This window comes from Sphingobium sp. TB-6, from assembly GCF_012927365.1.
GTDB lineage: Bacteria > Pseudomonadota > Alphaproteobacteria > Sphingomonadales > Sphingomonadaceae > Sphingobium.
Genome location: NZ_JABBGL010000005.1, coordinates 144,196 through 165,405, shown reverse-complemented (window position 1 = coordinate 165,405; position 21,210 = coordinate 144,196). Strand labels below are relative to the sequence as shown.

At 64.7% G+C, this 21,210-nt stretch carries 20 protein-coding genes and 1 tRNA gene; 11 read left to right on the top strand and 10 right to left on the bottom strand.

Going from position 1 to position 21,210, the window contains the following annotated elements; genetic code table 11:
* Position 1: 1 nt before the first annotated feature.
* Positions 2 to 2,701 carry a bifunctional [glutamine synthetase] adenylyltransferase/[glutamine synthetase]-adenylyl-L-tyrosine phosphorylase gene (locus HHL26_RS09160; RefSeq protein WP_066558800.1) on the bottom strand — a complete coding sequence of 900 codons (2,700 nt, stop codon included), beginning with the start codon at positions 2,699 to 2,701 and terminating at the stop codon, positions 2 to 4.
* Positions 2,702 to 2,772: 71 nt separating this feature from the next.
* Here HHL26_RS09160 and HHL26_RS09155 point away from each other — a divergent pair, with 71 nt between their 5' ends.
* Both HHL26_RS09155 and HHL26_RS09150 read left to right on the top strand, forming a co-directional pair.
* Positions 2,773 to 2,964 (top strand): hypothetical protein, encoded by a 192-nt coding sequence (locus HHL26_RS09155; RefSeq protein ID WP_066561846.1) that lies wholly within the window; start codon positions 2,773 to 2,775, stop codon positions 2,962 to 2,964.
* A gap of 239 nt (positions 2,965 to 3,203) precedes the next feature.
* Positions 3,204 to 3,521 (top strand): hypothetical protein, encoded by a 318-nt coding sequence (locus HHL26_RS09150; protein ID WP_066558803.1) that lies wholly within the window; start codon positions 3,204 to 3,206, stop codon positions 3,519 to 3,521.
* 6 nt (positions 3,522 to 3,527) lie between these two features.
* On the opposite strand, the gene HHL26_RS09145 is transcribed toward HHL26_RS09150, so the two are convergent.
* Positions 3,528 to 4,400, bottom strand: coding sequence for a neutral zinc metallopeptidase (locus HHL26_RS09145; protein WP_066558806.1), 873 nt, complete (start codon positions 4,398 to 4,400; stop codon positions 3,528 to 3,530).
* A 157-nt stretch (positions 4,401 to 4,557) separates the two neighbouring features.
* Here HHL26_RS09145 and HHL26_RS09140 point away from each other — a divergent pair, with 157 nt between their 5' ends.
* From HHL26_RS09140 to HHL26_RS09130, 3 genes are all read left to right on the top strand, one after another.
* On the top strand, positions 4,558 to 5,736 hold the full coding sequence (locus HHL26_RS09140) for a DUF3734 domain-containing protein (RefSeq protein ID WP_066561847.1): 1,179 nt from the start codon (positions 4,558 to 4,560) through the stop codon (positions 5,734 to 5,736).
* Positions 5,733 to 6,524 (top strand): 3-hydroxybutyrate dehydrogenase, encoded by a 792-nt coding sequence (locus HHL26_RS09135; RefSeq protein WP_066558809.1) that lies wholly within the window; start codon positions 5,733 to 5,735, stop codon positions 6,522 to 6,524. The genes HHL26_RS09140 and HHL26_RS09135 overlap by 4 nt, the downstream gene beginning before the upstream one ends.
* 102 nt (positions 6,525 to 6,626) lie before the next feature.
* On the top strand, positions 6,627 to 7,982 hold the full coding sequence (locus tag HHL26_RS09130) for an amidohydrolase (protein ID WP_066558812.1): 1,356 nt from the start codon (positions 6,627 to 6,629) through the stop codon (positions 7,980 to 7,982).
* Between the two features lie 211 nt (positions 7,983 to 8,193).
* On the opposite strand, the gene def is transcribed toward HHL26_RS09130, so the two are convergent.
* A complete protein-coding gene (def, locus tag HHL26_RS09125; RefSeq protein WP_066558815.1) occupies positions 8,194 to 8,724 on the bottom strand; it encodes a peptide deformylase in 531 nt (176 codons plus the stop codon).
* 31 nt (positions 8,725 to 8,755) lie between these two features.
* Positions 8,756 to 9,352, bottom strand: coding sequence for a recombination mediator RecR (gene recR / locus HHL26_RS09120; protein WP_066558817.1), 597 nt, complete (start codon positions 9,350 to 9,352; stop codon positions 8,756 to 8,758).
* 187 nt (positions 9,353 to 9,539) lie between these two features.
* On the opposite strand from recR, the gene fmt reads away from it, so the two are divergent.
* Both fmt and truA read left to right on the top strand, forming a co-directional pair.
* A complete protein-coding gene (gene fmt / locus HHL26_RS09115; RefSeq protein WP_066561850.1) occupies positions 9,540 to 10,448 on the top strand; it encodes a methionyl-tRNA formyltransferase in 909 nt (302 codons plus the stop codon).
* Between the two features lie 4 nt (positions 10,449 to 10,452).
* Complete coding sequence (gene truA / locus HHL26_RS09110; protein ID WP_066561852.1) at positions 10,453 to 11,199, top strand: tRNA pseudouridine(38-40) synthase TruA; 747 nt, start codon at positions 10,453 to 10,455, stop codon at positions 11,197 to 11,199.
* Between the two features lie 2 nt (positions 11,200 to 11,201).
* Here the strand turns inward: truA and HHL26_RS09105 are convergent, their stop codons facing one another.
* Positions 11,202 to 11,921, bottom strand: a complete 720-nt coding sequence (locus HHL26_RS09105) for a queuosine precursor transporter (protein ID WP_066561854.1) — start codon at positions 11,919 to 11,921, stop codon at positions 11,202 to 11,204.
* 86 nt (positions 11,922 to 12,007) lie between these two features.
* Here HHL26_RS09105 and HHL26_RS09100 point away from each other — a divergent pair.
* A tRNA-Arg gene (locus HHL26_RS09100) sits at positions 12,008 to 12,084 on the top strand.
* Here the strand turns inward: HHL26_RS09100 and HHL26_RS09095 are convergent.
* The 3 genes from HHL26_RS09095 to fsa all read right to left on the bottom strand — a co-directional run bounded on the left by HHL26_RS09095 (position 12,055) and on the right by fsa (position 15,378).
* Positions 12,055 to 14,100 carry an acyltransferase family protein gene (locus tag HHL26_RS09095; protein WP_240962410.1) on the bottom strand — a complete coding sequence of 682 codons (2,046 nt, stop codon included), beginning with the start codon at positions 14,098 to 14,100 and terminating at the stop codon, positions 12,055 to 12,057. The genes HHL26_RS09100 and HHL26_RS09095 overlap by 30 nt on opposite strands.
* A gap of 196 nt (positions 14,101 to 14,296) precedes the next feature.
* Positions 14,297 to 14,626 carry an antibiotic biosynthesis monooxygenase gene (locus HHL26_RS09090; RefSeq protein WP_066558819.1) on the bottom strand — a complete coding sequence of 110 codons (330 nt, stop codon included), beginning with the start codon at positions 14,624 to 14,626 and terminating at the stop codon, positions 14,297 to 14,299.
* Positions 14,627 to 14,724: 98 nt separating this feature from the next.
* Positions 14,725 to 15,378: a fructose-6-phosphate aldolase gene (fsa, locus tag HHL26_RS09085; protein WP_066558821.1), complete on the bottom strand. Its 654-nt coding sequence runs from the start codon at positions 15,376 to 15,378 to the stop codon at positions 14,725 to 14,727.
* Positions 15,379 to 15,521: 143 nt separating this feature from the next.
* On the opposite strand from fsa, the gene HHL26_RS09080 reads away from it, so the two are divergent.
* Genes HHL26_RS09080 through HHL26_RS09070 form a run of 3 tightly spaced genes read left to right on the top strand, consistent with a single transcriptional unit; the run spans position 15,522 to position 18,561 of the window.
* A complete protein-coding gene (locus tag HHL26_RS09080; RefSeq protein WP_082748616.1) occupies positions 15,522 to 16,187 on the top strand; it encodes a DUF2490 domain-containing protein in 666 nt (221 codons plus the stop codon).
* Between the two features lie 47 nt (positions 16,188 to 16,234).
* The gene (locus tag HHL26_RS09075; protein WP_066558823.1) at positions 16,235 to 18,406 is read left to right on the top strand and encodes a primosomal protein N'; all 2,172 of its coding nucleotides are present in this window, start codon (positions 16,235 to 16,237) and stop codon (positions 18,404 to 18,406) included.
* On the top strand, positions 18,406 to 18,561 hold the full coding sequence (locus tag HHL26_RS09070) for a DUF1289 domain-containing protein (RefSeq protein ID WP_066558826.1): 156 nt from the start codon (positions 18,406 to 18,408) through the stop codon (positions 18,559 to 18,561). The genes HHL26_RS09075 and HHL26_RS09070 overlap by 1 nt, the downstream gene beginning before the upstream one ends.
* On the opposite strand, the gene HHL26_RS09065 is transcribed toward HHL26_RS09070, so the two are convergent.
* Positions 18,530 to 20,023, bottom strand: coding sequence for a hypothetical protein (locus tag HHL26_RS09065; protein WP_237230064.1), 1,494 nt, complete (start codon positions 20,021 to 20,023; stop codon positions 18,530 to 18,532). The two genes, HHL26_RS09070 and HHL26_RS09065, sit on opposite strands and share 32 nt — an antisense overlap.
* An 85-nt stretch (positions 20,024 to 20,108) precedes the next feature.
* Positions 20,109 to 21,170, bottom strand: coding sequence for a bifunctional DNA-binding transcriptional regulator/O6-methylguanine-DNA methyltransferase Ada (gene ada / locus HHL26_RS09060; RefSeq protein WP_066558828.1), 1,062 nt, complete (start codon positions 21,168 to 21,170; stop codon positions 20,109 to 20,111).
* Positions 21,171 to 21,210: the final 40 nt, after the last annotated feature.

The window sequence follows — 21,210 nt, the reverse complement described above, 5'->3', positions numbered from 1 at the left end:
GTCATTCCTCCTGATAGGACGCGGCGAGCGCCGTCCATGCGTCCCCGACCCTTTGCCGGGCCTGCGCGTAGCTTTCAAGCAGCGCTTCCCAGCTTTCGACGCCGCAGGCGCGCGCCACCAGCGGACGGGTGGCTTCGGGCGGCTCGGTCGATTTGGGCGAAACGAGGCGGGAGACCACGAGAAAGCGCGTGATGAGGTCATGCGCGGCGATCAGATCATCCGGCAGATGGCCTGCCGCGACCAACTGCTCCAATGCCTCGCGCAGATCGGGGTCGAAGGCCATATTATGGCGGAACTGCATGACATGGATCAGGAATTCCAGGTCGACAAGGCCGCCCGGCACCAGCTTCACGTCGAGGTCGCTGGCCGGCGGCTTATGCTTGGCGATGTCGCCGCGCATCTTCACCGCATGGCGCGCCAGTTCGTCGAAATCCCGGGGCCGCTCCAGCGTTTCGGTCAGAATCGCATTGAGCGCCGCCCGCGCCGCGTCGGAACCAAATAGCGGCCGGGCGCGGGTGAGCGCCAGATGCTCCCAGGTCCAGGCCTCCTCCCGCTGGTAGCGGGCGAAACTGTCGAGGCTGACCGCCAGCAAGCCCTGCGCGCCGGAGGGCCGGAGGCGCGTATCGACCTCATAAAGCGGCCCGGCGGCTGTCGAGACGGACAGCGCATTGGTGATCCGCTGCCCCAGGCGATTGAAATATTGCGTCGCGCCCAAGGGCTTCGGCCCATCGGACTCCGTCTCGAAACTGCCCGTGAACAAATAGACCAGATCAAGGTCGGAGGCATGGGTCAATACCCCGCCCCCTAGCCTGCCCAGCGCCAATATCACCATCTCCCCGCCGGGCACTTTCCCATGGGCGCGTTCGAACTCGGCAACGGTGGCGGCGCTCAAGGCCTCGATGGCCGCCTCCGCCACCCGCGAATAGCCCCGCCCCGCCTCCAGCGGATCGCCGCCCCGGATGATCTGCGCGCCCAGGGCAAAGCGTCGGTCGTTGACCCGCTGCCGCACCCGGTCGAGCAAGGCCTGATAATCCTCGCCCTCCTCCAGCCTCGCAAATTGTTCAGCCAGCACTTCCACAGAGGGCGGCGGATCGAAGGCGGAGGTATCGATGAGGCCATCGAGCAATTCCGCCCGCCGTCCCAAGGCATCGGCCAGGGTGGGCGCGTGGCTCAAAAGTTCCACCAATAGTTCCGCAAGGCCGGGCCGGGCCGCCAGCAGCTTGAAGAAGTTGATCGCGCTTGGCAGGCGTCCGATCAGGTCGTCCAGCCGATTGAGCGCCCGCGCCGGATCGGGCGCCGCCGCCAGCGTGCGCATCAGGCCGGGCAGTAACTCCTCCAGCGCTTCCCGCGATGCCCCGCTGCGCAAGGCCCGGATCGTGCCGGAACGCCAACGGGTGATGCGCGCGAGCGGCGTTTCCGGATCGGCAAAGCCCAGTTCGGCAAGCTGCGCCTTCAACCGATCCTCATCATGGTACAGGGATTCCTCGGCCGCCGCCGGGGTCAGCCGGTCATAATTGCTCCCCACCCACTGCACATGCGGGCGGAGCAGGTCGAGCAGCGCCGCGCCATCCGCCACCCCATGCAGCCGCGCGACATTGTCCATCGCCTCCGCCGTCTTGGGCAGTTCGTGGGTCTGGCGGTCTTCGACCATCTGCAGGCGATGCTCGACGGTGCGGAACAGCACATAGGCATCGTCCAGCTTCGCAGCGACCTCCGGCTCGAACACCCCCGCCGCCGCCAACGCCCGCAAGGCCTCCCGCGTATTGCCGGACCGCAGCGAGGGATCGCGCCCGCCATGGATCAACTGATGCACCTGCGCGAAAAACTCGACCTCTCTTATACCGCCGCGCCCGCGCTTGAGGTCATAGCCCGGCCCAAAGGCCTGCCCCTGCGAATAATGGTCGCGGATGCGGCGGGAAATGTCGGTGATCGCATCGATCGCTCCGAAATCCAGGCTCCGGCGCCAGACGAAAGGGCGGATCGCCTGCATGAAATAATCGCCCAGCGCCAGATCGCCCGCCGCCGGACGCGCCCGGATGAAGGCTGCCTGCTCCCATCCGAGCGCGGTCGATTCATAATAGCCGATCGCCGCCTCCACCGGCAGCGCGATCGGGGTCGCTTCCGGGGAAGGCCGGAGCCGCAGGTCGACGCGGAACACATAGCCGTCGCCGTCGCGGGCGTTCAGCAATTCGCTGACCCGCCGTCCGATCCTGACCGCCGCATCCGCCGGATCCTCCCGCTCGCCATGCGGCAGGGTCTTGGGATCGTAGAGCAGGATCGGGTCGATATCGGAGGAATAATTCAGTTCCCGGCTACCATGTTTGCCGAGCGCCAGAACGACGAACCCCCGGTTTTCCGCATCGGGATAACGCTCCGCCATGGCGGCGGCCAGCGCTTCCTCCAGCGCCTGGTCGGCAAAGTCGGACAGGGTGCGGGTGACCCGGTCCAATCCCCAGGCTCCCGCCAGATCAGCCGCCGCCGTGACCAGCGCCACCGCGCCACGCCTGCGCCTCAAGGAGCGCGCAATGCCGTCGTCCGGGGCGGCAACCTTCTGCGCGGCGGCCCAGGCGCCCTCGAAATCTCCGCTTTCCAAAAGCCCGGCGACATCCGGGAAGCGATCCAACTGCCGCGCCAGAAAAGGCGAATGCGCCCGCATCCTGGCCGCAGCCGCCTTACCGTCCGTCACCCAAGTCTCTCCCATAATGGAGCCGATATCGCGTGCGTTTGCGACGAATGCCAGAAACTTTTATGTGCCTGGACAGTTATTTGAACATGGAAATGCAGCGTAAACCCCTCAGCCGGTCGGCCAAGATACAGGATGGCGCGATGCGCCGCGTCCTGAATATCGGCGTGCCGCAGCCCTATGAGGGCATCGGCAATGCGCTGCGTTCCACCTTCCGTGCCGGACGCGAGTCGATGCCGGACGATATGCTGGATCTGCTGGCGAAACTCGACCGGCATTAGGTTTGTTGGGGGATTTGGCTGGTTTTGGTCAAAAGTGGATGTTGAGAATGTCGTCATCCCCGCAAAAGCTGGGATTTCGTGAGGTCAGGCCGTGCGCTATCGCCTGAGATCCCGGCGTTGACTATGCCGCCCTTCGGGTCGCTGGGATGACGGAAATGATGTCGGCTTCCCGCCCAGAGCAGCAGCATTTTGTTTACGCTCCGCACCTATGATGGCGCGATCATCAACGGACGTGCCATATGATCTACAAGGCCTTTGCCGCCGTGACCTTGATCGCTGCACCGATAGTGGTGCTGACGGTACAGAGTTTCGTGCCTCAGACGAAAGAGACGATGGCGCCTGCAATTCCGGCATCCATTGCGGCGCCCACGGTCCAACCCGCTCCGCCTCCACTTCCGGTCAGTGACAGCTCCGACGGGATTGCCTCTTTCGGTCAGCCCATGCCCGAGGCCGGAAAACCTTTTCTGACGCCGGGCGCGGGCCTGCCCGATGCTCCTGCTGTATCGCAGCCTCCGGTCGAGAACGCTCCGCCGCCGCCGGACGAAGTACCCCGATAAGGGGCGTCACGCCCCCTTGAACGTATCGCACTGGGCGGGATCGCCGCTGTCCAGTCCCTTGCGCAGCCAGTTCATCCGCTGCTCGCTGGTGCCATGGGTGAAGCTCTCCGGCACCGGACGCCTTCCAGCCGCCTTTTGCAGCGTATCGTCACCGATCGCCTGCGCGGCCTTCATCCCTTCCTCCAGATCGCCCGCTTCCATCAGCCCCGTGCGCTTGGCCCAGACGCCCGCATAGCAATCCGCCTGCAATTCCACCCGCACCTGCAAGGCATTGCCCTCTTCTTCGCTGACGGCGCGCTGCTGCTGGTTCACCTGGCCCAGAGTGCCCTCCAGATCCTGCACATGATGGCCGACCTCATGCGCGATCACATAGGCCTGGGCGAAATCGCCGGGCGCGCCGAAGCGCTGGCGCAGTTCGGTGAAGAAGTCCGTGTCCAGATAGACCTTCTTGTCGTTCGGGCAGTAGAAAGGGCCCATGGCGCTCTGCGCCGCGCCGCAACCCGATGATCCACTCTGTGAATAGAAGGACAGCACCGTCGGCTGATATTGCTGGCCCGCCTGTTGGAAGGCCTGCTGCCAGACCCGTTCCGTCGATCCCAGCACCTTCAATGACCAATGCTGGATATCGTTCAGCTTGGACGCGTCGCGACTCACCTCTCCGCTCTGCGGCATCTGACCGCCGCCGCTCATCAGGCTGAGGGGATTGACGCCCATCACCGCCAGGACGATCAGCACCACGACGATCCCGCCGCAGCCGAAGCGACTGCCGATCAGCGGCAGCAGCAACCCAAGGCCACCGCCAAGCCCGCCGCCCATGCCGCCGCCACGGCCGTCCTGGACTTCGAAATTGGTGCTTTCCGGTTCATCGTCCAGCCGCATCTCGTCCCTCTCTTTCCTAACCCTGCCTAATCCATTCGGCCGCCTGTGGAAACGTCCCGTTGCGCCACGGGTTGCTGCGCATGAGCGGCCCGATGAACAGATTGTAACGAGACATTCAGTTGGAATGATGCGGCAGAATTCTATATTGCGCTGCGACATGGCCGATATCGAACCCCAGCCGCGCCACCGCGCCAATACGCCGCTGCCCCTTCCCCGCGAGGTCGCCCTGTTGTTGCAGGGCGGCGGCGCGCTCGGCTCCTTTCAGGCAGGGGTCTATCAGCGACTCGACGAGTTGGGGGTCGACATAAGCTGGGTGGCGGGAATTTCGATCGGCGCGGTCAACGCCGCCATCATCGCGGGCAATCCCCCGCACAAACGGCTCGGCCGCCTGAAGAAATTCTGGCTCACCGTTTCGGGCGGCATGCCCAACATTGTCCTGCCGGAAATCGATCATATCCGCGAAGCCGCCCATCTGATGGCGGCCGGGACCGTCGCCACTTTCGGCGTGCCGGGCATGTTCCGCCCCCGCCTGTGGCCCGCGCCGCTGATGCCCGAAGGCACGCCGGGCGCGATCAGCTTCTATGACAGCGCGCCACTGAAGGACACGCTGGACGCCTGCGTCGACTGGGATCTGCTGAATGACGGGCCGGTACGGCTGTCGGTGGGCGCGGTCGACGTGGAAAGCGGCAATTTCGCCTATTGGGACACGCGCGGTCACGGCGGCAACACCCGGATCGACGCGCGCCATATCATGGCGTCGGGCGCCCTGCCCCCAGGCCTGCCGCCGATCGAGATCGACGGGCGCTGGTATTGGGACGGGGGCATCGTGTCCAACACCCCGCTCGCCCATGTGCTGGATCATCAGACCGACGACATGCTGGTGTTCCAGGTCGACCTGTTCCCCGCCGAAGGGCCGTTCCCCCGGCAGATGACGGACGTTTATTCCCGCGCCAAGGATATCCAGTTTTCCAGCCGCACCCGGCAAGTGACGGACCAGTATCTGCGGCTGCGCAAGGAGCATAAGGCCATCCGCGCCCTGCTCGACAAGCTGCCGCCCGAATTGCAGGAGGATGCCGACGCCCAGCGGCTGCGCCAGTTGCTGGACGTGGGTTCGGTCAATATCGTCCACCTCATCTATCGCAGCCGCGCCTGGGAAAGCGGCGCGCGCGATTTCGAATTTTCCCGCTCCACCATGCTCGATCACTGGTCTCAGGGCCGCGACGCGGTGGAGGAAGTGATGCACAAGGGCGACCTTATCGCCCGCAACATCGTCAACGGGAAAAGCTCCACCTTCGACCTCGACGCCCCCGACCATCTCAAGGAGAAGCAGGCATGAGCAAATCCTTCGCCGGAAAGACCGCCCTCATCACCGGATCGACCTCCGGCATCGGCCTTGCCTATGCCAAGGCGCTGGCCGGGGAAGGCGCCAATGTGGTCATCAACGGCTTCGGGGATGCAGACGCGATCGAGAAGGAACGGGTCGAGCTGGAGGCGCTGAGCGGGGCCAGGGCGCTCTATAGCGGCCATGACCTAACCAAGACCGACCAGATCGAAGCGATGATGAAGGAGGCAGCGGGTGCCTTTGGCGGCGTCGACATCCTGATCAACAATGCCGGGATGCAGCATGTCGCGCCGGTCGAGGATTTCCCGGTCGACAAATGGAACCTCATCATCGCGCTCAATCTCAACAGCGCGTTCCACACTTCGCGTCTCGCCATTCCCTATATGAAGTCGAAGAAATGGGGGCGGATCATCCAGACGGCGTCGGCGCATTCGCTGACCGCCTCGCCCTTCAAGAGCGCTTATGTGACGGCGAAGCATGGGCTGGCGGGCCTTACCAAGACGCTGGCGCTGGAACTGGCGACCTTCGGCATCACGGCCAATTGCATTTCGCCGGGCTATGTCTGGACGCCGCTGGTGGAAAACCAGATTCCCGACACGATGAAGGCGCGAGGGATGACGCGCGAGCAGGTGATGAACGATGTGCTGCTGGCGGGACAGCCGACCAAGCAGTTCGTCACGGTCGAACAGGTCGCCGCCATGGCGCTTTATCTGTGCAGCGATGTCGCGGCCAACATCACCGGGGCCAATATGAGCATCGACGGCGGCTGGACCGCGCAATAAACAAGCGGCTGGGAGCAGCGGCCAATTGGGGAAATTCCACCCCCTCTTAAAACCCCGACAAATTCCTCCTATGCTGCCGCAGCCTTCCAGGGAGACCAATCGATGCGTCAAGCGTTGACGGCCATCATGGCCGCCGCCAGCCTTTCTTCTGTTGCCCATGCGCAGACCGATGCGGTGACGCCCGCAATGGCCGCCCCACCGCCCAGTGCCATCGCGACGACCATCGCGAAGGACATGGACGGCCTGATGACGCTGTATCGCGACCTGCACGCCAATCCCGAACTGTCGGAGCAGGAGTTCTCCACCGCCGCCAAGCTTGCCCGCCGCCTCAAGGCGATGAAGTTCGCCGTTACCGAGAAGGTCGGCGGCACCGGCGTCGTCGCCGTGATGAAGAACGGGTCCGGCCCGGTGCTGCTGATCCGCGCCGACATGGACGCCCTGCCCGTCACCGAGCAGACGGGCCTGGAATTCGCGTCCAAGGTCAAGGCCAAGACGGCCGAAGGTGCCGAGACCGGCGTCATGCACGCCTGCGGTCATGACACGCATATGACCGCCTTCATCGAAACGGCCCGGCTCCTGTCCTCGATGAAGGAGGAGTGGAAGGGCACGCTGGTGATGATCCTCCAACCCGCCGAGGAAGTGGGACGCGGCGCCCGGCTGATGCTGGAGGACGGACTCTACACCCGCTTCCCGAGGCCGACCCACGCCATCGCCTTCCACGACGCCGCTAATCTGGAGGCGGGCAAGATCGGTTATACGCCCGGCTTCGCGCTCGCCAATGTCGACAGCGTCGACTTGCTGGTGCGGGGCACGGGCGGCCATGGCGCCTACCCGCAGACCACACGCGACCCGATCGTGCTGGGCGCGCGTATCGTGACCGCGCTGCAAACACTGGTCAGCCGGGAACAAGACCCGTTCGACCCCGCCGTGGTCACGGTCGGCAGCTTCATGGGCGGCGCCAAGCATAATGTGATTCCCGATGATGCGAAGCTGCTGCTGACGGTGCGCAGCTATTCGGACGAGACGCGGGAAAAGCTGATCCGGGGCATAGAGCGCATCGCCAGGGGCGAAGCCATTGCGGCGGGCGTTCCCGACGACAAAATGCCGGTGATTTCCGTGAAGGACGAATTCACCCCATCCACCTACAACCCGCCCGCCTTCGCCAACCGGATGGCGGATGTGCTGAAGGCGCATTTCCCCGCAGACACGGTCAACGAGACCAAGCCGTCCATGGCGGGCGAGGATTTCGGCCGCTATTATCGGGCTGACAAGAGCATCGAAAGCTTCATCTTCTGGGTCGGCGGCGTTCCGGCGGACCAGATGGCCAAGGCCGCGGCGGGCGAGATCAGCCTCCCTTCGCTCCATAGCCCCTTCTGGGCGCCCGAGGCCGACAAGGTCATCGCCACCGCCAGCGAGGCCATGACGGTGCTGGCAATGCATATATTGAAGCAGGATTGAAGCGAAAGAGGCGAATTCGGGAATGGTAGAGTAGGGTGGGAAGCCGACACCATTGCCGTCATCCCAGCGAAAGCTGGGAACTTAAAAGCTGGGACTTAGGCGATAGCGTACGACCTAACCTAACGCGATCCCAGCTTTCGCTGGGATGACGATATTATCAACGTCCCCTATTGGCCAAAACCGGCCTCCCCTACCCCACAAGCCGAACCGCTCAGGCCGCCTTGCGCGCCTTGGTCAGCTTCTTCATCAGCATATCCCGCTTCAACCGGGAGAGATGGTCGATGAACAGCACGCCCTGCAAATGATCCATCTCATGCTGGAGGCAGGTGGCAAGCAGACCTTCCAGCCGCTCCTCATGGATCCGTCCATCGCGGTCCATCCAGCTCGCCCGGATGCTTGCAGGCCGTTCCACTTCCGCAAACTGGTCGGGGACCGACAGGCAGCCTTCATTATAGACTGACAGGTCTTCCGAGCCTTCCAGAATCTCCGGATTGATGAACACCATCGGCTTCTTGACCGACGGCGCGTCTTCCTCGTCAGACTCCGGTTCCTGCAGGTCGATCACCAGCACCCGCTTGGGCACGCCCACCTGGATCGCGGCCAGGCCGATGCCCGGCGCGTCATACATGGTTTCCAGCATATCGTCGATCAGACGCTGCAAATCGTCATCGATCGCCTCCACCGGAGACGAGATGGTACGCAGGCGCGGATCGGGCGCCTCTAGGATTGGAATAATGGCCATCGCCCTAAAATAATCCGGCGGCGGGAAAAATTCAAGCGATCGGCCGCCGCGCCCGAAGCGCCTGCGCCAAAGTGCCTTCGTCCAGATAATCCAGCTCCCCGCCGACCGGCACGCCATGCGCCAATTGAGTCAGCCGCACCGGGAACCGCTCCAGCCGCTCGGCCAGATAATGGGCGGTGGTCTGCCCTTCCAGCGTGGCGTTCATCGCCAGCACCACCTCGTCGATACCGCCCGCCTCGACCCGCGCCACCAGCGCATCGATGCTCAAATCCTCCGGCCGCACGCCCTCCAGCGCAGAGAGCCGCCCGCCCAGCACATGGAAACGTCCCGGAAACAGCCGCGATTTGTCCAGCGCCCAGAGGTCCGCCACATCCTCCACGACGCAGAGCGCCCGCGCATCACGGCGCGGATCGGTGCAGATGCCGCAGGGATCGACCGTGTCGACATTGCCGCATAGGCTGCACGTCACCAGCCGGTCGTTCACTGCGTCAAGGGCGCGCAAAAGCGGCTCCAGCGCGGATTCGCGCTTCTTGAGCAGGTGCAGGACAGCGCGCCGCGCGGACCGCGGGCCAAGGCCGGGCAGGCGGGACAGCGCCTGCGTCAGCGCTTCGATTTCAGGAGAAGCCATGGAACCGGAATAAGGGCTTGCAAGTCGTGGACACAAGGGGTTTGAGAGGGCGTCTTTGGAAATACGCCTTCGGCGCATTTCAGATGCGGCACCGGCCCGCCCCCCCACCCGGCCACCCAACGGCAGTATCATATGGGTGGCCGGGTGGGGGCGCGGGCCGGTGCCGAAACCCGATAAAAGGCCCACCATGCGTATCGTCTATATGGGAACCCCTGATTTCGCCGTTCCGGCACTGGTCGCGCTGGCGAAGGCCGGGCATGCGATCGTCGCCGTCTACAGCCAGCCGCCTCGTCCAGCCGGGCGCGGCAAGGCGCTGCGCCCCTCCCCCGTTCACGCCAAGGCGGAGGAAATGGGCATTGAGGTCCGCACGCCGGTTTCGCTGAAAGATGCCGATGTGCAGGCCGCTTTCGCCGCGCTGAAAGCCGATGTCGCGGTGGTCGCCGCTTACGGCCTGATCCTGCCGCGCCCGATTCTCGACGCGCCGCGCTTCGGCTGCATGAATATCCACGCTTCCCTCCTCCCCCGCTGGCGTGGCGCGGCCCCGATCCAGCGCGCCATCCTCGCAGGGGACAATGTCACCGGCGTCACCATCATGGATATGGAGGCGGGGCTCGACACCGGCCCGATGCGCGCCAAACATGTCACCCCGGTCGAGGACAAGACCGCCGGCGCGCTGACGGAGGAGCTGGCCGATGCGGGCGCAAAATTGATGGTCGAGGTGCTGGACGATATCGCGCTCCATCCACCCATCGCGCAGCCGGAAGAGGGCGTCACCTATGCGTCCAAGATCGACAAGGCGGAGTCGCGCATCGATTTCAACCGCGACGCGCATCAGGTCGAGCGGCAGGTACGCGCCTTCAATCCCGTCCCCGGCGCCTTCTTCGAATATCGCGGCGAGCGCTTTCGCATCCTGGCCGCCCATGTCGAGGAAAATGAAGGCGCGGCCGGGGAACTGCTCGACAACAGCCTGCTGATCGGATGCGGCCATGGCGCGATCCGCCCGACGCTGATCCAGCGCGCGGGCAAGGGCGCGATGTTAGCGGGCGAATTGCTGCGCGGCTATGACATGCCTGCGGGCAGCCGGGTCGACGCCTGAAAAGATGACGCGATTCGCCTTCACCGTCGAATTTGACGGCCGCCCCTTCATGGGCTGGCAACGGCAGGCCCATGGCCCCAGCGTCCAGCAGGCGATCGAGCAGGCGATCTTTGCCGTCACGGGTGAGCGGGTCGCGATCCATGCCGCCGGGCGCACCGATGCGGGCGTCCACGGGCTTGCCATGCGCGCCCATGCGGACATTGCGAAGGACTTCACGCCCTTTCGTCTGATGGAGGCGCTGAACGCGCTTCTTCGACCCGCGCCCGTCGCGATCCTGGCCTGCGAGGTGGTGCCCGATGACTGGCATGCCCGCTTTTCCTGCATCGGCCGGTCCTATGTCTATCGCATCGCCAACCGCCGCGCGCCGCTGACCTGGGAAAATGGGCTGGTCTGGCGGGTGATCCAGCCGCTCGATGCCGCCGCGATGCAGGAAGCGGCGCAGCTTCTGGTCGGGCGGCATGACTTCACCACCTTCCGCTCGGTCCATTGCCAGGCGGAAAGTCCGGTGAAGACGCTGGACCGGCTGGACGTGGAGCGTTCAGGTGACCGGATCGCCATATTTGCGGAGGCACGGTCCTTCCTGCATCATCAGGTGCGGTCGATGGTGGGATGCCTTGCCATGGTCGGCATGGGGCGCTGGTCGATCGGGAATCTGGAGGCTGCGCGGGATGCGAAGAATCGGGCGGCGCTGGGGCTGAATGCACCGCCGGACGGGCTATATTTCGTGAGCGCGCGCTATCCCGGCGAGTGAAGCTAAAGACTCGCCCGGAACGGGGTGAAATTCGTGCTCTCATCGAACACGTCCAGCCCTTCGGCGCGCTTGAGGCTGCCGACCACCACATAGGTCACAGGCGTCAGCACCGCTTCCCAGGTCACTTTCATCAGCCAGTTGGTGATCATCACCGTCACCACCTGAGCATTGGTCCAGTCGCCATAGAAAGCCAGCGGATAGAAAAGCAGGCTGTCCACCCCCTGCCCCACGACGGTCGACCCGATCGTGCGCATCCACAGGTGCTTGCCCTCTGTCAGCAACTTCATCTTCGCGAGGACGAAGCTGTTGGCGAACTCCCCCGCCCAAAAGGCCGTGACCGAGGCGAAGACGATGCGCCAGGTGCTGCCGAACACCGCCTCATAGGCTTTCTGGTCGGGCCAGCCCTCCGCCGGGGGCAGCTTCACCACCACCCAGCTCATCAGCGCCATGAACAGCATCGCGCCGAAGCCCGCCCAGACGCAGCGCCGCGCCCGCGCATAGCCATAGACTTCGGTCAGCACGTCGCCCAGAACATAGCCCAGCGGAAAGAAAAGGATGCCCGCGCCGAAGGTGAAGCCGCCCACGGTCGACAGCTTGGCCGCGCCGATCAGGTTGGACAGCAGCAATATGGCGACAAAGGCCGCCATGCAGAAATCGAAATAGCGCAAAGGGCGGGCGCCCAGTGCATAGGCATCGATTTTCCTTACCCCCGGATCGGTCATGCGCCCCTGCATATCGGCCCGGCGGGCAAATGCAATGCCGCCTATGATTGCAAGCCGGCCAAAGCCCCGCTATCGAACGCCCCAACGGCCCCGTAGCTCAGCTGGATAGAGCATTCGCCTTCTAAGCGAATGGTCACAGGTTCGAATCCTGTCGGGGTCGCCATTTTCCTTTTCGGTCCGCGGGGCCACGGATCGGCCGCATCGCTTCATAGACCATGCCGCTTAAAAGCAGGCTGCCCTGGCGTGACAGATGGTCGTCGTCGGAATAAAGCGGCACGCCATGCGCCACCGTCGCGCATTGACCGCTGCGGCAGAGGAGATGGTGCGGATAGATGATGCCGACCGCAAAACGCCGCTGCATTTCATCGAAAACGCCGAAAACTTGCCGCTGACGGCGCAGATAGTCCGCGCGCGACAGCACCAGTTGCGTCGGTTCGCTGTAGAGTTCCGCCCGCGCCAGGCTTTCGGGCACGTTGCGGCGGAATTCCGGAATGGGGGCGACCAGGATGACCCGCTTGCCCATGGCCGTCAGCGTCCCGACCGTTTCGTTCAGGCCCGAGCGGAACAGCAGGGCGTCACGGCTGAGGCTCTTGTCGTCATTCTCATCTCGGCCGAGATAGCAGGGCGTTCCCCCTTCGGGTCGGCGGCCATTGGCGCACAGACCCCATCGAGAGACGAGAAAGACGGTGTGGATGGTCGGGTTGTCGCGCAACATCGCCAGCACCTGGGCATTGAAGGCGCTGCAATCATGGCTAGGCGGTTGGTCGAGCCGGTCGAGGCCGAGCAGCGTCGGGCAGGCGGGATAGGATGCGATCCGCCCGGAAAGTCCCAGCGCATCGCCTGCCTGATCGAAAGCGGGTTTCAGCGCATGGGCATGGGAATCGCCCCACAGCAGGAAGCTGGGCGCCGTACCGTTATGCGCGCCCACCGCGCACAGCGTTCGGTGCCGCACCGCCGCCATGCCCGAACAGCGCTCCGGCAGATAGGCCATGCTCCGGCTCGCCGCGTCGAGCGCCGCGACCGAGGGCGCCACCCGCGCAGGTAGGCCGCCGGAAAGGTAAAGCAATGCCCCCGCCCCGCACCCGGCAACCACCATCGCTCCGGCAAAGGCGAAGGCGCGGCCGATCGTGAAGTAGTGCGCCCTGCGGAACGGTTCTTCGATGAAACGCCAGGAAAGGGCGGCGACCAGCAGCGAGAGCAGCACGATCAGCACCTGTTCCCGCAACCGCCAGTCGCCATCGGTGCGATAGGTCCAGAAAACGACGATCGGCCAATGCCACAAATAGAGCGAATAGGAGATGCGGCCGATCGCCACCGGCAGCGCGCCGCTCAGCATCCGGCCGACCGCCGAACCGCCCTGTCCCGCATGCAGGATCAGCATCGCCCCCAGCACGGGGTAAAGGGCGTTCAGGCCGGGAAAGGCGGTCCCGCCGGAAAAGCCGAAGACCGCCCAGCCGATCGAGACGATACCGGCAAGCGCGCAAAGCTGCGCCGCCCATCCGCTCCGCAACGGCGGCAACAGGCCGGTCGCCAGCAGCGCCCCCGCCAGAAACTCCCAGGCACGGGGGAAAGGCAGGTAAAAGGCCAGGACGGGCGCCCGGTCGACCAGCAACAGCGCGAAGTCGAAGGAGAGGAGCGCCATCGCCGCCAGCAAAAGCCGGGTCCGTCCTCCCGCCCAGAAAGCGCAAAGCATCAGCAGCGGGAACAGGATATAGAATTGCTCTTCCACCGCCAGCGACCAGGTGTGGAGCAGCGGCGCTTCCTCCGCCGCGCTGCCGAAATAGCCGCTGTGCCGAGCGAAATAGAGATTGCTGGCGAACAGCACCGTTGCCGTCGCGCTCATCCCGAGCGCTCGATAATCAAGCGGCAGCAGTATCTGGCTGCCCGCCACTATGGTGACGGCGATCGTCGCGAACAAAGCGGGGAATATGCGGCGGATGCGCCGCGCATAGAAGGCGGTGAGGCTGAACCTGCCTTCCGCCAGTTCCCGCGCGATGATCGAAGCGATCAGATAGCCGGAGATGACGAAGAAGATGTCGACGCCGACAAAGCCCCCGAAAAAGGGCCAGAGGCGGACATGATAGAACAGCACCGGCAGGACCGCCAAAGCGCGCAACCCATCGATGTCGCGCCGATAGGCTGAGGCGGAACCCCCCTCTATCGCCAGGGGGACCGGCAAGACGGAACAGGATGCGCTGGCGGCGATGCTCTTTCGCTCCTCTTTTCCAGGGACTTGGCAGGCAATCATGGTGATAGAGCCTGTATCGCCCGGCGCATCAGCGCATCGGGACAGTCGCAAGGGTCAAAGGTGTTAGAGGGCTGGCTGGAAGGCGCAGGGGAAGCGAACGGAAGGGATGCGGGCTTAGGCCGATTGGTCAGGCCGCTGCCGATCGCAGCAGCAGGTCGTCGATCACGGTCATGGTGAAGATCGGATCGGTGTCGGGCGGAACTTCCGCAATGGCATCGACGAAGGCGGCGCGAGTTTGCGGATCGTCATAGACCATCTTCTGGTCGAAGGCGGCGCGCCAGGTCGCTTCGTCCGGCCATTCGGCATAGCCGACGAAACGCCCGTCCGCATCGCGGTGCAGCCGCGATCCATAACTGCCATATTTTTCGCGGATGAGGTCGGTTCCCCGGCGCCAGGCCTTGCGGAACTGCTCCTCCTTGCCGGGGTGGACACGCCACCAATAGACCGCGACGAACATCGGCTCTCTCCTTTTCTGGAGAGAATGATGCGCGGCGGCAGAAGTTGCGACAGAAAAAGGGCGCCCGGTTCCCCGCGCGCCCTTCACCGAAGAGAAAATCAGAGAACCGACTGGCCGGTTTTTTCCCAGTCCGCCAGGAAGCCGGCAATGCCCTTTTCGGTCAGCACATGGTTGAACAGCGCCTTGATGACCGAGGGCGGCGCGGTCATCACGTCGGCGCCGATCTTCGCGGCTTCCAGCACGTGGATCGGGTGACGCACGCTCGCGACCAGAATTTCGGTAGCGAAGGAATAATTGTCGTAAATCAGGCGGATATCCTCGATCAGTTTCATGCCGTCGAAGCCATTATCGTCATGCCGTCCAACGAAGGGCGAGATGAAGCTCGCGCCCGCCTTGGCCGCCAGCAGCGCCTGATTGGCCGAGAAGCAGAGGGTGACGTTCACCATCACGCCCTCGCCGGTCAGCGCCTTGCAGGTCTTGAGCCCATCGATGGTCAGCGGCACCTTGATGCAGACATTGTCGGCAATTTTCCGCAGCACGGCGGCTTCCTTCATCATCGTCTCATGGTCGAGCGCGACGACTTCGGCCGAGACCGGCCCTTCGACGATGCCGCAGATTTCCTCCACCACTTCCAGGAACTTGCGGCCCGACTTGTGGATCAGCGAGGGGTTGGTGGTGACGCCGTCCAGCAGGCCGGTGGCGGCCAGTTCGCGGATTTCGTTGGTGTCGGCGGTGTCGACGAAGAATTTCATGGGTCTGCTCCAGGGAGGGTAAGGACGAATCGCGTCTCCTTTAGCCGCTCCATGCCCGATTAGCCATTATTGCCCGAGCCCGGCCCTTTACCTTGGGCCCGGCGCAACATTATGACGGCGGTACCTTTCCAAAGGACCGATCCATGCTCCGCCTTTTGCGTCCGCGCCATATATGGGACGCGCTTGCCTCCATCGCAATATTCGCAGCCGCACCCGCCGTCGCGGCGACCAGCGAAACCCAGGCATGGCTGACCGAAACGCTGACGATCAAGGCCAGCGATGCCGACATTATCAGCCTCGACCTCAGCCAGCGCTTCCGCCGCGACGCCTCCAACGGCGGTCAGCAGACGACGCGCATCCTGATCGATCATCGAATCGCGACCGGCGTGCAGATCGGCGGCGGCCTTGCCTATTTCCATTCGGGGCCGGAGCAGGAAATGCGGCTGTTCCAGCAGGTGACGCTGACCAGGGGGATATGGCTTTCCCGCACCCGGATCGAACAGCGCTTTTTCGATACCGCCGACGAGGCAAGCTGGCGGCTGCGCCAGCGGGTGCAGGCATCGATCCCGCTCGATTCGGCGCAAAAATGGACATTGATCGCCACGACCGAGCTGATGTTCCACCTGAACCGCGCCCGCCCGAGCGACAAGACCGGCCTTGCCGTCATGCGCAACCAGATCGGCCTGCGCCATCCGATCGGCAAGGCGCTGGACGTGCAATTGCTCTATATGCGCCAGCAGACCTTCCGCGATGCCCGTCCCGATGCGGTCGCGCATATCCCCTGGCTGACATTGAACTGGAAAATCTGACGCTTCTTGGCCTTGCCTCACCCGCCCCTGCCATTAGGGAGGAGGCCATGAGTTCGCGCGCCCGTGTCATCCTGCTGAACGCCGCCCTGGGGCCGCTCGACTATCGGGTGCCGCACGGGATGAACGCCAGGCCCGGCAGCATCGTCGTCGCGCCGCTGGGGCCGCGCCAGATCGTCGGCGTGCTGTGGGAGGAGGACAGCTTCCCAGAGATCGAGACGGTGGGCGACAATCGGCTGCGCAATATCGTGGGGCTGGTCGACGCGCCGCCGGTGCCCGAAACGCTGCGCCGCCTGATCGAATGGACGGCGGACTATTATCTCGCCCCGATCGCCGCCGTGCTGCGCATGACGCTGGCGTCGATGGCGGCGCTGGAGGGCGCGCGGACCGTCATCGAATATCGCGCTACGGGTGAATTGCCGGACCGGATGACCGAGCAGCGTGCCCAAGCCATGGAGCGCATCGGTGAGCGGCAGGGGCTGATCCGCGAGCTGGCGATGATCGGCGGGGTGAGCGACGCGGTGATCCGCGGGCTGATCAAGGCGGGCGCCTTCGAAGCGGTGGAGGTCAGCGTCGACACGCCCTTCCCCGCGCCCGACCCCGATCATGCCCCGCCGCTGCTGTCCGACAAGCAGGGCGCGGCCGCCGATCAGTTCATCGACGCGGTCAGGGAACGGGCCTTCGCCCCCTTCCTGCTCGACGGCGTGACCGGATCGGGCAAGACGGAGGTCTATTTCGAGGCCATCGCCGCCGCCATTCGGGGGGGGCGGCAGGTGCTGGTGTTGCTGCCCGAAATCGCGTTGACCGAGCCTTTCCTCGAACGGTTCGAAAAGCGCTTCGGCACCGTGCCGGTCAACTGGCACAGCGGCCTGCGCCAGAGCGAACGACGGCGCGCCTGGCGGGCAATCGCGGCGGGCGAGGCGGCGGTGGTCGTGGGCGCAAGATCGGCGCTATTCCTGCCCTATCCCAATCTGGGCCTGATCGTCGTCGATGAAGCGCATGAAGCCAGCTTCAAGCAGGAGGACGGGGTTCATTATCACGCCCGCGACGTGGCGGTGATGCGGGGACTGATCGAGAAATTCCCCGTCATCCTGGCCTCCGCCACGCCCGCCATCGAGACGCGGCATCAGGTGGAACTGGGCCGCTATCGCGAGATCAAGCTGCCCTCCCGTTTTGGCGGCGCGCAAATGCCTGCGATCGAGGGCGTGAACCTGCTGACCGACCCGCCGGAACGCGGGCGTTGGATCGCCCCGCCACTGGTTCGCGCCATCGATGAAAATATGTCCAAGGAGGAGCAGAGCCTGCTCTTCCTCAACCGCCGCGGCTATGCGCCGCTAACGCTCTGCCGCCATTGCGGCTATCGCTTCCAGTGCCCCAATTGCACCGCCTGGATGGTCGAGCATCGGCTGACCCATCGCCTTGCCTGCCATCATTGCGGCCATGTCATCCCGGCCCCCCGCTTCTGCCCCGATTGCAAGGAGGAGGACAGCCTCGTCGCCTGCGGCCCCGGCGTCGAACGGATCGCGGACGAGGTGAAGGCACTCTGGCCCAATGCGCGTACCGCCATCGTCACCTCCGACACGCTCTGGTCCCCTGCCAAGGTGGCCGAATTCGTGAAGTCGGTGGAGGCGGGCGCGGTCGACATCATCATCGGCACGCAGCTCGTCACAAAAGGCTATCATTTTCCGAACCTGACGCTGGTGGGGGTGATCGACGCCGATCTGGGCCTCGAAGGCGGCGACCTGCGCGCGTCGGAGCGCACCTTCCAGCAGATCGTCCAGGTGGCGGGCCGCGCCGGACGCGGGCAGAAGCCCGGCCGCGTCTTCATCCAGACCCGCATGCCCGAGGCGGAGGTGATCAAGGCGCTGATCGCGGGCGATTCGGAACGCTTCTACGAGGTGGAGACAGCCAATCGCCGTCACGCCAACGCCCCGCCTTTCGGCCGCTTCGCTGCGATCATCGTTTCCAGCGAGAATGCCGACGAAGCCGCCGAAATCGCCCGACTGATCGGCAAGTCGGCCCCGCTGATCGAAGGGATGCGCGTCTACGGACCCGCCCCCGCGCCGCTTTCCATGCTGCGCGGACGGCATCGCCACCGCCTGCTGATCCACGCCACGCGGCAGGTCGACGTGCAGGGCGCCATCCGCGAATGGCTGGGCAACCTTACCTGGAAGTCGGGCACGCGCGTCGCGGTGGACGTCGATCCCTACAGCTTCATGTGATGGAAAGCCCCTGCGTCAACATCTGCAAGCTCGACAAGGCCGGGCGCATCTGCACCGGCTGCGGGCGGACGACCGACGAAATCCGGCGCTGGACGGGCATGAGCAAGGCCCAGCGGCGGGCGATCATGGAACGGTTGAAGGGCTTTTCTTCTTAGCCGCCTCCGCATCGAAACGTTTCTTGAGCGCCAGCGCCGCGTCGCGCATGCCGGAGGGATGCGGCGAATAGGCCAGCGGATCGAGCAACCGGGACGCCTCGGCATATTTCCCCCGGAATGCGAGGGCCTGCACATAGGTCATGCGATATTCCGGACTTTGCGGCAGCAGCTCAAAAGCCTTGGCCAAGCCGTCATAGCCGATATCCGGCATCGGCCCGCCCTTCATCGCATGATAGCGGTAGAAGAGCGCCAGCGGCACCGGATCCTCGGTGTCCGCACGGTTCGCCTTGACGATGGCCTTGAGCGCAGCCTTCCAATCCTCCTCCCGGTCATCGTCACGCGCCCGCTCCAGCAGCACCCGCGCCCGGATGCTGTAGGCCCGCGACAGTCCGGGATCGAGCGCGATCGCCCGATCGGCGTCGGCCAGCGCCGCCGCCTTTTCCTCAGCATCCCATTCCGCCTCCGCCAACAGCGCCAGCGCATAGCCACTCGAAGGGAATTTGGCGGCAGTGGCCCGGATCGCGCTGACGATCTGGGGCAGGTCTTCGGTGCGGGGATGGTTCATCAGCCACAATTCATCCTCGATCAGCGCGCCCCGCGCCGGATCGACCGGGCTAATCGTGATGGCGCCGACCGTCACTGCCTTGGGGTCGAGCCGCGATGCCGACAGCGGACGGCGCATATAGGCCTTGAGGTCCTTTTCCAGCCCATCGATGCCGCCGGCAAAATAGCCATCCAGCTTCATATCCGGCACGCCGGCGGTCAAATCCTTCAGATAATGGCTGATTTCCGCTCGCCGGTCAGTCTTGTACTGGAAATAATGAGTGAGCAGCCAGGCCGTGCCATAATAGCGGTCTCCATCCCGCAGCCCCAGCCCTTCGGTGTCGCGGGCGAACAGATCCTTCAGCGGATAGGGCGAATCCTGCACCAGCGTGGGCGCCCGCGCCATCGGGATGCGCCCGAACTGGATCGACCCATCCTTGGGAAATTTCACGACGGAGAAAAATTCCGCGAAGCCCTCCACATACCAGGCCGGATAGGCCGCCGGGAAATGGTGCAGCATGAAATGATGGCTATATTCGTGGAACAATATGTCCTCGGCGCCCACATCATATTCGCTCATCTTCGCGCCGCGCGCCAGGACGGCATAGGCGAAGCGATCCGACGTCGTATAGAAGCCCGCGATATTGGGGTTGCGCGCCAGCGCCTTCACCTTGGAGTCGTTCGACAGCAGATAGACATGGACCGGGCTGCCAGCCTCGGGATCGTCGATGCCGGTCGCGTTGCGCAACAGGCCGTCGAACTTTTCCAGCTTCTCGGCAAATTCGTGCAGCTTCGCTTCGCCGCCATCGCTGGTAATGGTGAAATGCCGGCTCTTCGCCTGCAACCATGCCGCCTGCGCCGTTCCCGGAACAAGCGCCAGCGCGCCCGCCAGGACCAGCAGCCCCTTCAACCCCAGAATCTTCACGCCACCCCCTGCAATGGCATTGAACCATGGTCGCGTTCATGGCGGATAGCCTGCTGTAAGAAAAGCGAAAAGCGGTGTCTCAGCCCTGTCTTTCCCGCTCCAGCAAAGCCTGCTTGCGCTGCGCGCCATAGGCATAGCCGCCCAGGCTCCCGTCGCTCCGCAAGACCCGGTGACAGGGAATCAGCACGGCCAGATTATTGTCCCCGCAAGCCGTTCCGGCGGCCCGCACCGCCCCCGGCCTGCCGATCGCCGCCGCGATTTCGCCATAGGTGCGCGTCTGCCCCGGCGGGATCGCGCGCAGCGCTGCCCAGACCGCCTGCTGGAAAGCCGTTCCGCACAGGTCCATCGGCAAATCAGGCGCATGCGCCGGATCATCCACCAGCCGCGCAACTTGCTCCGCTAATCCTGCCAGCGCCTTGTCCGCCGGCAGGATCTCCGCCTTGGGGAAGCGCCGCCGCAAATCCGCTTCATCCTCGTCGAAGCTGATCCGGCACAGGCCTCGCGCCGTGCCCGCCACCAGCACCGGACCCTGGCTGGTCGGCACCACGGCATGGCGAATCGCCACGCCCCGGCCGCCATCCTTCCAGGCGCTGGGCGTCATGCCCAGATGCCGCTCCGCATCGGCATAGGCGCGGCTGGGCGCATTATAGCCCGCCTCATAGATGGCGCCGGTGACGCTGCCCCCTTCCTCCAGCGCGCTTTTCAGCCGTTCGGTGCGCAGCGACCGGGCGTAGGCGGCGGGCGTCATGCCCGTTTCCCGCTTGAACAGCCTGTGGAAATGATGCGGCGCATAGCCGGCATGACCGGCCACTTCCTCCAGCGAAGGCGGCGTTTCGGCGGCGGCGATGAAAGCGACCGCCGCCTCCACCGCCAGCCGGTCGCGCCCCACCTCATCGGGGCGACAGCGCAGGCAGGCGCGGAAACCCGCCGCGCGCGCCGCCTCCGGGTCAGGCAGGAAGATCATATTCTCCCGCCTGGGGTGCCGCGCGGCGCAGCTTGGCTTGCAATAGATGCCGGTGGTCAGCACGGCGCCCACGAACCGCCCGTCGAAGCCGCGATCCCGGCGCAGAAATGCGTCCCAGCAGGCATCGGCATCCGGCATGGCATGCATTGGGGCTTGGGGCTGTCTCATCTCGTTCATAGATAGGGCATAGCCGATGGGAAGACATCAGACTTCCCGC